13 protein-coding genes and 3 pseudogenes are annotated in these 12,055 nt (G+C 70.2%); 9 read left to right on the top strand and 7 right to left on the bottom strand.

All coding sequences use genetic code 11. The features are described from left to right. Positions 1–163: 163 nt before the first annotated feature. From ACFXGI_RS27655 to ACFXGI_RS27645, 3 genes and pseudogenes are all read left to right on the top strand, one after another. Complete coding sequence (locus tag ACFXGI_RS27655; RefSeq protein ID WP_384712036.1) at positions 164–931, top strand: CPBP family intramembrane glutamic endopeptidase; 768 nt, start codon at positions 164–166, stop codon at positions 929–931. A gap of 28 nt (positions 932–959) precedes the next feature. After that, positions 960–1,670 (top strand): annotated as a pseudogene (locus tag ACFXGI_RS27650) (histidine kinase); the annotation flags it as partial. 516 nt (positions 1,671–2,186) lie between these two features. Continuing rightward, positions 2,187–2,876, top strand: coding sequence for a response regulator (locus tag ACFXGI_RS27645; RefSeq protein WP_384712137.1), 690 nt, complete (start codon positions 2,187–2,189; stop codon positions 2,874–2,876). 326 nt (positions 2,877–3,202) lie between these two features. On the opposite strand, the gene ACFXGI_RS27640 is transcribed toward ACFXGI_RS27645, so the two are convergent. Together ACFXGI_RS27640 and ACFXGI_RS27635 are read right to left on the bottom strand one after the other, a co-directional pair. Beyond that, positions 3,203–4,099: a hypothetical protein gene (locus ACFXGI_RS27640; protein ID WP_384712134.1), complete on the bottom strand. Its 897-nt coding sequence runs from the start codon at positions 4,097–4,099 to the stop codon at positions 3,203–3,205. 231 nt (positions 4,100–4,330) lie between these two features. After that, positions 4,331–4,504: pseudogene (locus ACFXGI_RS27635) on the bottom strand (YbhB/YbcL family Raf kinase inhibitor-like protein); the annotation flags it as partial. Between the two features lie 149 nt (positions 4,505–4,653). Between ACFXGI_RS27635 and ACFXGI_RS27630 the strand changes: the two are divergent. The 3 genes and pseudogenes from ACFXGI_RS27630 to ACFXGI_RS27620 all read left to right on the top strand — a co-directional run. After that, the gene (locus tag ACFXGI_RS27630) at positions 4,654–5,346 is read left to right on the top strand and encodes a GntR family transcriptional regulator (protein WP_384712033.1); all 693 of its coding nucleotides are present in this window, start codon (positions 4,654–4,656) and stop codon (positions 5,344–5,346) included. Positions 5,347–5,382: 36 nt separating this feature from the next. Beyond that, the gene (locus ACFXGI_RS27625) at positions 5,383–6,030 is read left to right on the top strand and encodes a hypothetical protein (RefSeq protein ID WP_384712030.1); all 648 of its coding nucleotides are present in this window, start codon (positions 5,383–5,385) and stop codon (positions 6,028–6,030) included. Positions 6,031–6,169: 139 nt separating this feature from the next. After that, positions 6,170–6,790: pseudogene (locus tag ACFXGI_RS27620) on the top strand (Tn3 family transposase); the annotation flags it as partial. A gap of 96 nt (positions 6,791–6,886) precedes the next feature. Here ACFXGI_RS27620 and ACFXGI_RS27615 read toward each other — a convergent pair. Then, positions 6,887–7,183, bottom strand: coding sequence for a winged helix-turn-helix transcriptional regulator (locus tag ACFXGI_RS27615; protein WP_384712027.1), 297 nt, complete (start codon positions 7,181–7,183; stop codon positions 6,887–6,889). Positions 7,184–7,492: 309 nt separating this feature from the next. On the opposite strand from ACFXGI_RS27615, the gene ACFXGI_RS27610 reads away from it, so the two are divergent. The 3 genes from ACFXGI_RS27610 (at position 7,493) to ACFXGI_RS27600 (ending at position 9,256) form a co-directional block, all read left to right on the top strand. Further along, on the top strand, positions 7,493–7,804 hold the full coding sequence (locus ACFXGI_RS27610) for an EthD family reductase (RefSeq protein ID WP_384712024.1): 312 nt from the start codon (positions 7,493–7,495) through the stop codon (positions 7,802–7,804). 110 nt (positions 7,805–7,914) lie between these two features. After that, positions 7,915–8,787 (top strand): PhzF family phenazine biosynthesis protein, encoded by an 873-nt coding sequence (locus ACFXGI_RS27605; RefSeq protein ID WP_384712021.1) that lies wholly within the window; start codon positions 7,915–7,917, stop codon positions 8,785–8,787. A gap of 214 nt (positions 8,788–9,001) precedes the next feature. Beyond that, positions 9,002–9,256 (top strand): recombinase family protein, encoded by a 255-nt coding sequence (locus ACFXGI_RS27600; RefSeq protein ID WP_384712018.1) that lies wholly within the window; start codon positions 9,002–9,004, stop codon positions 9,254–9,256. A 6-nt stretch (positions 9,257–9,262) separates the two neighbouring features. Here the strand turns inward: ACFXGI_RS27600 and ACFXGI_RS27595 are convergent, their stop codons facing one another. The 4 genes from ACFXGI_RS27595 to ACFXGI_RS27580 all read right to left on the bottom strand — a co-directional run bounded on the left by ACFXGI_RS27595 (position 9,263) and on the right by ACFXGI_RS27580 (position 11,860). Beyond that, positions 9,263–9,529 carry an integrase core domain-containing protein gene (locus ACFXGI_RS27595; RefSeq protein WP_384712131.1) on the bottom strand — a complete coding sequence of 89 codons (267 nt, stop codon included), beginning with the start codon at positions 9,527–9,529 and terminating at the stop codon, positions 9,263–9,265. Between the two features lie 308 nt (positions 9,530–9,837). Next, positions 9,838–10,416: a hypothetical protein gene (locus ACFXGI_RS27590; protein ID WP_384712015.1), complete on the bottom strand. Its 579-nt coding sequence runs from the start codon at positions 10,414–10,416 to the stop codon at positions 9,838–9,840. A 16-nt stretch (positions 10,417–10,432) separates the two neighbouring features. Then, positions 10,433–11,347 carry a zinc metalloprotease HtpX gene (gene htpX, locus ACFXGI_RS27585; protein ID WP_384712013.1) on the bottom strand — a complete coding sequence of 305 codons (915 nt, stop codon included), beginning with the start codon at positions 11,345–11,347 and terminating at the stop codon, positions 10,433–10,435. A 165-nt stretch (positions 11,348–11,512) separates the two neighbouring features. Beyond that, positions 11,513–11,860: a hypothetical protein gene (locus tag ACFXGI_RS27580; protein ID WP_384712011.1), complete on the bottom strand. Its 348-nt coding sequence runs from the start codon at positions 11,858–11,860 to the stop codon at positions 11,513–11,515. Positions 11,861–12,055: the final 195 nt, after the last annotated feature.

The raw sequence follows: 12,055 nt of genomic DNA, 5'->3' as shown, positions 1-12,055 counted from the left end.
TTGCCAGGTCGCCGCTGGTGCGACCACCGCCACAGGGGAGGCCATCATGAGCACGCCATCGACTGCCAAGTACGGGCACGAAGCGGACGCCGGTCCGGGCACGGGGCCGGCCGGCCGGGGCGGCCGTTTCGGCCGGATCCTGCGCTCGCCGCTCGGCTGGTCGGTGACCGCGCTGGTAGGAGTCGCTCTGGTCGCGAGCCTGACGGCCACGGGGCCGGGTCCGGTGCCGGTGCTGGGCGCGGCCGCCGCGGTGGCCGTGTACGCACTGGTGATGCGCCGGATCGCGGGACGTGCCACGCCGGAGATAGCCCGGTCAGGGGCGGCGCGTGAGGCGCTGCTCGGCGGGGGGATCGGTCTGGGGTTCATCCTGGCGGCGCTTTTGTTGATCACGTTGTTCGGGGGGTATTCGTTCTCCTGGGCGGGCAGCGGCTTCATGTCGGTGGTGTGGTCCGCGGTGATGGTGCAGATCGGTACCGCGGTCACTGAGCAGCTGATGTTCCGGGGTCTGTTCTTGCAGGCCCTGGAGCAGCGGTGGGGGCGCGGAATCGCGATCGCGGTCACCGCGGTGTCCTTCGGGGCCGCCCACCTGGGCGGGGCGGGGGCGAACCTGTGGAGTGCGCTGGCGATCGCTTTGCAGGCGGGTGTGATGCTGGGTGCCGCGTACATGTGGAGGCGCAGCATCTGGTTCGTCGCGGGTCTGCACTTCGCGTGGAACACCGTTCAGCAGCTGGCCGGTGTTGCGGTATCCGGGCATGCCCCGGAGGGGCTGTTCACCGCCGAGGCCCATGGCTCGGCGGCGCTGACCGGGGGTATCTTCGGTCTGGAGGCGTCGGTCGTGCCCGTGCTCCTCAGTGTGCTGATCACCGTTCCGATGCTTGTCCTGGCCCGTCGAGGCGGCGGCCTGCCGCCCCGGCGGCGGGCCCGGCATTGAGACCGGCCGACCGGAGGATACGGAAGTGATGTCCCGTCAGGCGCCCTGGAGCTCCCCGCGGCTCCAGGCGCCGCTCGACCGGTGGAGGGAGCGGGGCGCCTCCTTCCAGGACGGCCTTGTGGCCGCGGTGCTCGCGCTGCTCGCCTTCACGCCGACCCTGTCGAACATCGGCTCGCAGATCGGTGATCTGCCCCAGCGGCCGGTGGACGCGCTGGGTATCGGGCTGACCCTGGCCCAGGCGCTGCCGCTGGCAGCCCGCCGTCGGTGGCCCGCCGCCACGCTGGCCGTGGTCGCAGTCGCGTTCGCCGCGCATCAGGCTCTGGGTTTCGCGACGACGTTCGGCAGCCTGGGACTGTACGGCGCGCTGTACTCGGCCGGGGCCCACCAGGTCCGCCTCCGCCGGCGCCTGGCGGCCGCGTCGAGTGCGGGCTACATCGCCCTGGCTCTGGTGCTGCACCGTCTGGGCTCACCGCAGGGCATCGCGGACTATGCCGCCTTCTATCTGACTCTGGCCGCGATCTGGCTGGTAGGGAGCAGCGTGCGGATGCGCAGGGCACAGGAAGCGGAGCAGCGGCGGCTGGCCGCCGAGGTGGCCACGGCGACCGAGCGGGCGCGGATCGCCCGCGAACTGCACGACGTGGTCACCCACCACGTGACGGCCATGGTGGTCCAGGCCGATGCGGCACAGTTCCTGATCACCTCCGCGCCGGAGCAGGCCGGTGAAGGACTTGTGGCCGTCAGCGACACCGGACGGCGGGCGCTGACGGAGCTGCGCTACCTCCTCGGCGTGCTGGAGGCGACCGGCGAGAGCGTCGATCCGTCGCGTGCGGACCGGGCCCCGGCGCTGGGACGGGTGGCGGACCTCATCGAGCAGGCCCGCAGGTCCGGCCAGCCGGTCGAGTTCAGCGAGCAGGGCGAGCGGCAGCCGCAGTCGGTGGACGTGGAGCTGGCCGCCTACCGGGTGGTGCAGGAGGCACTCACCAACGCTATGAAGTACGCGGCCGGGCAGCCGACCCGGGTCTCGGCCCGCCATGGCGGGGAGCAGCTCGAGATCACGGTGGTCACCGGCGGATCCGACAGCCCCCGGCCGACCTACCGGTCATGCAGGTGCCGGGTTCGCGGGGCGGGCGGGGTCTTGCCGGGCTGCGTGCACGGGTGCGGATGCTCGATGGTGAACTTGAGGCCGGTCCCCGGCCCGAGGGCGGGTTCGAGGTCCGCGCCACGATTCCCACCAAGCCCGTCCAGGAGTAGCCCCGTGAGCGAGAGCGACGCGCAGCCGCCGATCCGTGTACTCGTCTGTGACGACCAGGCACTTGTGCGCACCGGCTACGTCACCATCTTCTCCGCGCAACCCGACATGGAGGTCGTCGGCGAGGCCGAGAACGGGCACGAGGCGGTCCAGGCCGCACGCCGGCTGTGCCCCGACGTGGTCGTGATGGACATCCGCATGCCCCTGCTCGACGGCATCCAGGCCACCCGGCAACTGGCTGGCCCCGATGCCGAAACTCCGCCGAAGGTGCTGGTCGTCACCACCTTCAACGTCGACGCGTACGTGTACGACGCCCTGAAGGCCGGAGCCAGCGGCTTCCTCCTCAAGGACGCACCACCGGCCCAACTGGTCAACGGGATCCGGACGGTGGCCCGGGGCGAGGCCCTGCTCGCTCCCGCCGTCACCCGCCACCTCATCGGCCACTTCGCCGAGCACATCCGCCCCACCCGCCCCGAACGCCAAACGATCGTCAAGGCACTGACCCCGCGCGAGCTGGAAGTGTTCCAACAGGTGGCCGAGGGCCTTTCGAACGCGGAGATCGCCGAAGCCCTCTTCATCGCCCCGGAAACAATCAAAACCTACGTCTCGCGCATCCTGGTCAAACTCGGCCTGCGTGACCGGGTCCAGGTAGTCGTCCTCGCCCACCGCGCCGGACTGGTGTCCGGCACGGCCTGATCGAACACCCTCGACCCGCCCGGAGCCAGGCCGGTCCCGGGGCCAGACAGCTCCAGGGCCCGACGGCGAGGCCCGGGTGGGGTCCGTCCGGCCGGCGGCCCGAAACAGCACCCATGAGCCAGCGGCGCCACGCCACGGCCCCGTTCGTCCGCGCGCCGACCGCCCGGACGCCATTTCCGCACGCCCGCCCTTCGAGTTCCGCCTCCCCGCGCTCCCTCTTCGGATCACGCTAACGACGGCAGGGCACGGCCGGTCCGCCTGACCGTGCAGGGATCATGGGCGGGGTCCGGGAGCGCGTGATTGATCTTGCTCGCGCGAAGCACCGCTTATGCGAGATCAGACCGTCCATGAACGGCCTGGAACGTTCCCGCCGCGGTGAACGCACTGGTGATCGGCGCGATGAGCGAGGCAAAGCGGCGGGTACCCGCGGTGCCGATCGGCGCCCATAGCGCGGCGCAGTGCTCGTCCGTTTCCACTTCGATGCGCTCGCGTGCCGCACTGCCGGCGTCGGTTGCCACGCCGTGGGAGTCGAGCCAGCCGCGCGCGACGAGGCGTGCCGTCGCTGCGCTCCACTCCTCGTCGTCCCATTGACGGGTCGCTCGCGCAAGAGCTTCCGGGAGGAGGCCGGTTGCCGTGTGCAGGACGAGGCAGTCGCATGGACCGAGGCCGTTGTCGGCGAGTACGACGAGATGGGCGTCGCCGCGCCACTCGCGCGCCACCGTGATCTGCTGCCACAGTGCGACAAGAGGATCGGATGGAAGCGCGACCGAGGCGTTCGCGGCGGCCAGCACCTTGCCGGCGTAGTCGGCGCCGGCGACGACCGGGTCGATCAGCAAGCGCGCCTCGGCAAGGTGGTCATCCGTGAGATGTACGTTGACGCGCCGCATCGCCCGACCGGCGGCCAGGAAACGGGCAGCCTGCCACCGCTCAGGCGGCGCGGCGTCCCACACGCCCGCCATGGCCCGCACTGCCCGCGGGCTGAAGTTGTAGAAGGCCGCGAGCGTGACTTGCCACGGAACCGCGCCCATCGCGGCCGACCGGAAGGCCAGATACGCCGGCCCGCGGTCGGTCACGCCGAGCCCGGCGGCCTCCTCCGCGCTCTCGGGGGCAAGGTAGATGAACAGGTGGGCGGCGCTGACGGCGCGGCTGACGTCACGGACGGCGTTCAGGTCCATCGGGCCGTCGCCGAGGAGCGCAGAGTGGGGAAGGTCGTCGAGGTGCATGGTGGTGGTGTCTCCGGGGAGTCGGTCGGCGCTGTCAGGCGGGTGTTTCGGCTGGCGATCAACACGGCGTGTCCGAGGGTGTGACCCGCCATGGTCAAGCCGAGGACGGCCGGTGTGGCATCGGCCGGGACGCCTGCGGCGGGGATGTCGAGGGGGTGCACCACGGTGAAGGTGCGGGCCGTGCCCGGCGGGCGGGGTGGCGCCCATGCAGTGGGCCACGCGGGCCTCGTTGGGCAACTGGTAGGCACTCTCAGGCAGTTCTGAGCCGGTGCCGCCGGCGCCCTCGGGGAGCTCAGCGACTGTGGCGAGGACATCGGCGACCGCCCAGTACCAGAACCCGAACCCGGACCCGGTGGGGTCGTCGGGGTCGTAGACGGTGACGCCATAGCTCTTGGTGCCGTCCACATCCCCGCTCCAGGGCAGCTGCGGGCATGTGTCCTTCCCGCCGGGCAGGCACGGCGTCGTTCCTTTCTGGACGAGGGCGTCCTCATCAGCTATTAAATCGACAGTAACACAGATAATCGATTATCTAGTGGATCGTCTAGGATCGGCTCATGACTCAGACGGCGCACTCCTCCACCCCGCCGGGTAAGCAGATGCTTTCCGAGCAGGTCTACGCACACCTGCGAGACGCGATCATGCGCGGGGACCACGCCCCCGGCGCCCCCCTCAAGCCGCAGGATCTTGCCAAGGAGCAGGGCGTGAGCTTGGCCGTGGTGCGCGAGGCGCTCGTACGGGTGGTCGGCGAGGGGCTCGCCGACCGGCTACCCAACCGCGGTTTCGCGGTCCCGTCCTTCTCCGACCGCCGCTGGCAGGAGATCACGGAAGCCCGCAGGACCATCGAACCGGTCGTACTGCGCATGTCCATCGAGCGCGGCGACGTCGACTGGGAGGCCCGCGTGCGGGCCGCCCACCATCGTCTGATGCGCACTCCGGCGTACGTGCCGCAGGAGAGCGAGTACTACACAAGCGCTTGGGCCGAGGCTCACAGGGCCTTCCACCGCACCTTGCTGGAGGGGTGTGACAACAGCGCACTGCTGGAGACCTTCGACCGGTTGTGGACCGCGAGTGAGCTGGCCCGGCGCTGGTCGGCGCACCGCAACCCCGACCGGGACGGCGCCGAGGAACACCGCAGGCTAGAGGAGGCGGCGCTGGCCCGCGACGCCGACACGGCAGCCGCGCTCCTGGCCCAGCACCTCACCTTGACCGCGGCTGCCCTGACCGACGATTCAGGTCAGACCACCTAGGCTTACGCCACAACAGCGAGGTCGAGGTGGGCATTCATGTCCGGCTCGAACCGGCCGCAGGGGTTCACGTGGGTCCAGGACAACGGGGACAGAGCCCGTCGGTCAGCGTCGGTGAAGAACTGGCAGAAGGCGATCCGGGACAAGAACCGGCCCGGCCGCTTCGTGCGGCGGCACTTCGAGGCGACGGTCTTCCACGCCCTGGCCGAAGCGCTGCGGACCGGGGATGTGGCGGTGGCCGGCTCCGAGGAGCACGCCGACCGGAACGACCAGCTCCTCCCCATGGATGTGGTGGAGGCGAAACTGCCCGCCTTCCTGGTCGAGGTCGGCCTGGTCGAGCCCGGCGAGGAGATGTCGTACGACGCGGCGAGCTTCCGGCGGCAGCCGCAGGACAGGCTGACCGCCGCGGCGGCCGGTGCGGACGCCGACTACCCCGACGACGAGGGCCTGATCATCGCCCCGGAGACCGGGATCCCGTCACTGAAGCGCCACCGCGCGGACGGACAGACGCCGTCGGCGAAGCGGCTGGAGGAGGCGATCGAGGCACGGATGCCGGAGCGCACGCTGCTGGGGATCGCCTCGCGGACGGCGTACTGGGTGGAATGGTGGCGGCGCTTCGGGCCGGCCTCCGGCGCCGAGCCGAAGCTGAAGGACCCTTTCGGCCGGTACGTGCCAGGAGGTTGTTGAGGTAGGTGTCCATGTGGGTGCCGTCGGCGGCGACGGTGGAGGTCGCCCCACGCCTGGGAGATGTCGAGCTCGGCGTGCGCGTTGACGACGTCGGCGATGGCCTCGTTCGGCAACGCGATGGAGAAGCAGCTTCGACCTAGTCCCGCGGATCCGCAACTGGAAGGACCTGACCTTCTACCGGCCCACCCGCAGTACCGAGTACGTGAACATCGACGCCCTGTTCGGCGAGAGCGGCAAGAACGTCATCGACTGGGACCTGATCGAGTCGCAGTTCCGTCACCTGATGAAGGTGGCCGTCTCCGTACGGGAGGGCGCGATCTCGTCCACGCTGCTGCTGCGCTACCTGACGGACGCGCCGCTGCGTAGGCGGGTGACCGCGGCGACGAACAAGGTCGAGTCGTTCAACCGGTTCTCGTCGTGGGTCGGCTTCGGCAACGGCGGCGTGATCGCCGACAACGATCCCATCGAGCAGGAGAGGACGGCGAAGTTCAACGCGCTGCTCTCGAACGCGATGATCTTCCATAACGCGCTAGACATCGCCGAGATCGTGCGTCAGCTGCAGGCCGAAGGGATGGGCATCGATCCGGAGGACCTGTCGCAGGTCTCGCCGTACCTGACCGAGCACATCCGTCGCTTTGGCGAGTACTCCACCCACGAGCTCGGCGATGAACCGGCCGCCTACGACCCGCGCCTGGACATCGACTTCACCCCGCTGGGCGGCGCCGACCTGGCGACCGAAGGCTTCTCACAGGCCGCGTGAGCCCCGTGTCCCGGCTTTCCGCGCTGCGGCACAGCGGAACCCGGGGCCCAGGCCCTCCGCGCCCAGAAACGATCGAAGAGCCCGTGAACTTCATGCCTACACAGGATTCTGATCGTTCTGCGCCTGCGCCTGCGCCTGCGCCCAGGTGATCGCCCATTCGTCGAGCGGTCGGAGGGCGTGACCGAGTGCTGTCCCCAGCCCGGTGAGTTCGTAGCCATCGGCTGAAGCGGCGATGATCCCGCTTGACGTGAGTTCGCGAAGCCGCTGGTAGAGAACACTGGATGACAGACCTGCGCACCGTGTCAGCAGCTCACGCGCACCGAGCGGGCCCGCCCGCAGCTCCCAGAGAATGCGCAGCGCCCACCGACGGCCGAAGAGATCCATCGCGGCCATGATCGGACGGCCGGTAGTCGATCCACGAACCGGTGTTCCTGGGCGCGGTGTCGGCATGACCCTCCTTGCGTTTCGTTATTCGAAACACTAGCATTCCTCGCGTTTCTGATTTCGAAACACCCTCAAGGGGAGAGCCGATGTCGCGGATGGCCCTGCTGGAAGCGCCGTACACCGAGCAGGCAGGTGCGCTGCTCGCGCGCATGATGCCCGGGCGAACTGCCCGCGTGCGGTCACGGCACCGTTGCGGCGCTGGCCTCCCTCGCCGAACGCATGCCAAGCCCGCCGCCCCTGATCTGGACGGAGGTCGTCATGCATAAGTTGGTGGTCCTGTATTCCGAGCCCTCCGACCCTGACCACTTCCGCGACTACTACGTGACCAACCACCTTCCGCTGGTCATGAATTGGCCCGGCCTGCTTGCGTGGCGCTACAGCTTCGACGTGGCGACGACCGAGGGAGAAGCACCGTATTTCGCGGTCTTCGAAGGCGACTTCGCTGACGCCGCCGCCATGGCCGCGGCGCGGGCGTCGCCGCACGGCCAGCGGGTGGCCGCCGATGTCGCCAACTACGCCACCGGCGGTGCGGTCGTCATCCACTATCCGGTGCAGGACGGCACCGGCTGAGGCAGGACGGTACGCTCCGGGACGCGTTCGGTCGGCCGTTGCGGCCAGGTCCGGCTCTCGGCGGAGCGCCGTTCGCGGTTGCCGGTTCGGTGAGCGTCAGGGGAGGGCCGATGTCCTGGCCGGATGTCACGGTGGTCGATGCATGCGTGCGGCGCGACGGCCGGGGCGGTAGCCCCACGGCCGTCACCGACGACGACCCGGCAGCGACGGACGCGGACCGGCGTGCGGTCGCTGCTGCGGCCGGCACCTCGCACGCGGCGTTCCTCGGCCCGGGGCGGACGCCGGACGGCGGCTGGCCGGTCCGGTTCTTCACCGCCACCGCCGAACTGTCCGGCTGCGGCCACGGCACCGTTGCCGCGCAGGCCGTCCGGTTGACCCGCACCGCGCTGGGCGAGCTGAACGACCGCCAACACACCGGCGGGCGCACGTTCGACACCGTCGCGATCCGCCGCCCCGCCGGCATAGAGGTGTGGTTCGACCAGGGCCTCGTCGCGCTGCGTCACCCGGCACCGGACGAGCGCGCCGCGATCGTCGCCGCGCTCGGGCTCACCGCGGATGACCTGCATCCGACCGACGCGCCACGGATCGCCGCGCCCGGCGCACCACGCATGCTGGTACCGGTCCACGACCGGTCGGCGCTGCTCCGAGTCTGCCCACACCTCGGCAGGCTGACAGCGGCGTGCCAGCGGTACGGGCTCCTCGGCTGTTTCGTGTACGTACCGCCGGTGGGTGACCGACCGGGTGCGGCGCGGATGTTCGCGCCGGCGATCGGTGTCGACGAGGACGTCGCCAACGCCAACAGCACCGGCTGCCTGGCCGCCCACCTGCTCGACACGACAGGGGCTCAGACGGTTGCGATCGAGGTGGAGCAGGGTGACACCCTCGGTCGACCGGCCAGCGTGCTCGCTTCGGCCCGACGCGGGCCGGCGGGCATCACGACCCGGGTCGGCGGGTTAGCGGTGGTCCGGGACCCTCACAAATAGCCATCTCTGCGGGTTCTGCGAATCGGTTCCAAGAGGGTGATCGCGTGGATCTCACCATCGATCAGGCTGCGAATGCGGTAGAACGCCACGACTGCTCAAATGCGATGCTCCGGCCGGAAGTCCTTGCCGCACCCGTGGCGGCAAGACCGCGACGAAGTACCACACCACCCGCTTCATCCTCGTTCCCGCGCTCCGCGAAGAGCTCGATGTCGCCGTGGCCGACGACCGCGGCCCGGGCCGGCCCCGGGTGCCTGGCCCGCGCATCGAGCCCGCCGAGCAGGCGCCGGCCGCGGCCGCTATCCGGATCGGATACGCCCGCTGCTCCACCGCCCAGCAGGAGCTTCAGTCCCAGTTCGACGCCCTCTCGGCCGCGCACTGCAAGCGGGTCTTCTCCGAGAAGATCTCCAGCGACAAGGTCCGCCCCGAGTTGGAGAAGGCGCTGAAGCTCGCGTGCAACCCCGGATGTTGATCACGTCTATGCGGCTTGGGTCAGGGTAGTCGCTCCTGGTTGGAGGGCGTTCTCGTAGGCGATCGGGGACCGCTGACCGAGACGGGAATGCCGGCGTCGGGTGTTGTATCGGGTCAGCCAGCGGAAGGCGTCGAGTCGCGCCTCGCGCTCGTCCGACCAGCCCTTCCTGCCCTGGAGGGTCTCCCTCTTGAAAGCACCTGAGGTGCGCTCAGTCTCGGCGCCTGCCGGCGACCCGGGCTCTGGTCGGTGAGCCCTCGCCGCCTGAGCCCCCACCAAGTCACTTCCGGACCGCGTCCCTGTCCGGGGCCTCGGCCGTGTCAGGCCTGCCCCGCCGAACGGCGATGCCTGACGGCGCCGGGCCGGGAGCGCAGGTGCGCCGGTGCCTCGCCGGCACGACCACGTCGACCATGGCGTCGTACCAGCAGCAGCCGGTCGGCCGCCTGCCTGCCGTACCGCCGTCGGCTCGTCTCCGCCGCTGCCGGCCCCGGGCCGTCCGGCCGGGGGGCACTGTGCAGGTACGGTCCGGCTTGGGCGACGAGCGCGATCACGCCACGGACCGGGCCGCAGACACCGTCCGTCCTTCACAGGCCGGGCGCTCCCCAGAGCGGGAACCAGCGGCCCAAGTCCTCCTCGATACGCAGATCGCCCTTGATCACGGCCCTGGCCTGGAGTTCGAGGGGGATGTCGCGCATCTGTCCGGGGAGCGGTGCGAAGGGATAGAAGGTGCCCCGCTTGTAGAGGTAGACCAAGGCGAGCGGACGTAGCTCCGGGTCACGGAACGAGACGAGGGAGCAGAGGAGTTGTGGTCCGAAACCGCTGTCCTGCAACGCGGTGTTCACGGCGTGCAGGTCAGCCACCAGTGCGGGCAGGTCGTCGGCGGCCCGGCGGGAAAGCATCCATGAGTAGCCGTATGCGTCATGGCTGAACTCCACTGGTGCACGGGACCGTTCCGAGTCGGCGTCGAGCAGGGCCCCCACCTCCTGCCGGACTTGCGTGAAGGCCCCTCCTTCGACGGACGCGAAGCAGACCGATCCTGCTCCGGTCGGAGTGAAGTCGATGGCCGCCTGGAGGGTGAGGGTGGCCGAGGGCAGAGCGAAGAGCTGGTCGAGGTCGGGCTCGACCGGCTTCGACCGTCCGAGCAGCGCATCCCATAGCCCCATGGAATTCAGCTCCCTCTCACGGCGCCTCGCCGCCCGGCCCTCCGAGCTCGGCGGCGATCGCGGCGAGGGCGTCGAGCCGGCGTTCCAAGGTGGGGTGGGTGGCGAACAGATTGACGATCACCGTGCCGGGGCCTCGGGCGGGGGTGAAGAAGAACGCGTTGAACGCCTGCGCGGTGCGAAGGTCCTCGGTCGGGATGCGGGCGATGTCCCCGCTGACCTTGGTCAGCGCGGAGGCGAGGGCGGAGGGCTTGCCCGTGAGCATGGCGCCGGCGCGGTCGGCTGCCAGCTCGCGGTAGCGGGACAGGGTACGGATCAGCAGGAAGCTGATCGCATAGACGAGAGCGGATACGGCCATCACGGCCATGAAGGCGACAGCGGTGTTCTGGTCGCGCCCCCGACCTCCGAACAGCTGCGAGTAGAACGCGAACCTGACGGTGAGCCCGGCGATCACGCCCAGAAAAGAGGCGATGGTGATCACCGTGACGTCCCGGTGCGCGACGTGGGACAACTCATGTGCGAGGACGCCTTCGAGCTCCTCGGCGGTCAGGCGGCGCTGCAGCCCGGAGGTGACGCACACCACGGCGTGCTCGGCGTTGCGGCCGGTGGCGAACGCATTGGGCAGGTCCATGTGCGAGACGGCGACCCGCGGCTTGGGCATGTCGGCGGTGGCGCAGAGCCGGTCGATGGCGCCGTGCAGTTCGGGCTGCTCCTCGGGGGTGACGAGCCGGCCGTGCATGGCGTAGAGGGCGATCCGGTCCGAGTACCAGTACTGCGCACCCAGCAGTGCGGCAGCGATGACGAGCACCAGCACCGTGGACTTCAGCAGTACGATCAGCGCGGCGATGAACGCCACGTACAACAGCCCCAGCAGGAACATCGTCACCGCCATGCGTGCGGTCAGCTGCCGGTCGGGCCGGAAACGATTGCGCACCGCCATCACCTCGGAACCGTGCCCGCTCGGACGCCCCTCCTCCATTGTCCCGGATCCCGCCCCTGACCGGCAGTCCGACGTCACCCCGGGCACCGGACACCTCGATTCCGTCACGCGGAGTGACGGATGCGCCCGGATCGGCACGGCGTGCGACGCCGCGCGTATTCACCGGTCTCCGCGGCCCGGAGTCGGGGTGGTCGCGTAGCCGGGGTGGACGGCGTGCGCAGTGACCGGCGGCCCGGCCGCGGCCGGACGGCGCCGGAGCTCGCGCGTGAAGAGCAGGTTGGCCGACTTCGACTGCTCGTAGGCGCGCCCGGGGCTGTACCCGTGCTCGGAGTTGATGTCGTCGAAGTCGACGTCCACGCCCGCTCTGCGGTGGGCGTTGGAGGCGACCGTGACGATCCTGTCGGTGATGTGCGGGAGCAGCAGGATCGTCAGGGCGAAGGGCCCCAGGTGGTTGGTGCCGAATTGCATCTCGAACCCGTCGACGGTGCGCGCCTCGGGGATGGCCATGACGCCGGTCGCGGACGGGCGAGGACCACGTGCGCTCCGGCACGTGCCAGCTCCCTCGCGGTGACGGCGCCCAGGCCGCTGGTGGCCCCGGTGACGACGAAGGTCCGGCCGGCCAGGGAGGGGAGGTCGGCGGCGGCGGCGGTCCAGGGGGTGCTCTTCGTTGCGCCCATGGTTCCAGGCTGACAACATCCCTAG

Source organism: Streptomyces sp. NPDC059355 (genome assembly GCF_042752335.1).
In the GTDB taxonomy this organism is placed as follows: domain Bacteria; phylum Actinomycetota; class Actinomycetes; order Streptomycetales; family Streptomycetaceae; genus Streptomyces.
This window is presented reverse-complemented; position numbering and strand designations above follow the sequence as displayed.

What these genes read in the sequence shown, in the direction of transcription:
- ACFXGI_RS27610 (WP_384712024.1), top strand. Translation starts at nt 7,493, where the DNA reads ATGCATAAGTTGGTGGTCCTGTATTCCGAGCCCTCCGACCCTGACCAC.
- ACFXGI_RS27590 (WP_384712015.1), bottom strand. Translation starts at nt 10,416, where the DNA reads ATGGGGCTATGGGATGCGCTGCTCGGACGGTCGAAGCCGGTCGAGCCC.
- ACFXGI_RS27625 (WP_384712030.1), top strand. Translation starts at nt 5,383, where the DNA reads ATGTCCGGCTCGAACCGGCCGCAGGGGTTCACGTGGGTCCAGGACAAC.
- ACFXGI_RS27630 (WP_384712033.1), top strand. Translation starts at nt 4,654, where the DNA reads ATGACTCAGACGGCGCACTCCTCCACCCCGCCGGGTAAGCAGATGCTT.
- ACFXGI_RS27615 (WP_384712027.1), bottom strand. Translation starts at nt 7,183, where the DNA reads ATGGCCGCGATGGATCTCTTCGGCCGTCGGTGGGCGCTGCGCATTCTC.
- ACFXGI_RS27580 (WP_384712011.1), bottom strand. Translation starts at nt 11,860, where the DNA reads ATGGCCATCCCCGAGGCGCGCACCGTCGACGGGTTCGAGATGCAATTC.
- ACFXGI_RS27640 (WP_384712134.1), bottom strand. Translation starts at nt 4,099, where the DNA reads ATGCACCTCGACGACCTTCCCCACTCTGCGCTCCTCGGCGACGGCCCG.
- ACFXGI_RS27605 (WP_384712021.1), top strand. Translation starts at nt 7,915, where the DNA reads ATGTCCTGGCCGGATGTCACGGTGGTCGATGCATGCGTGCGGCGCGAC.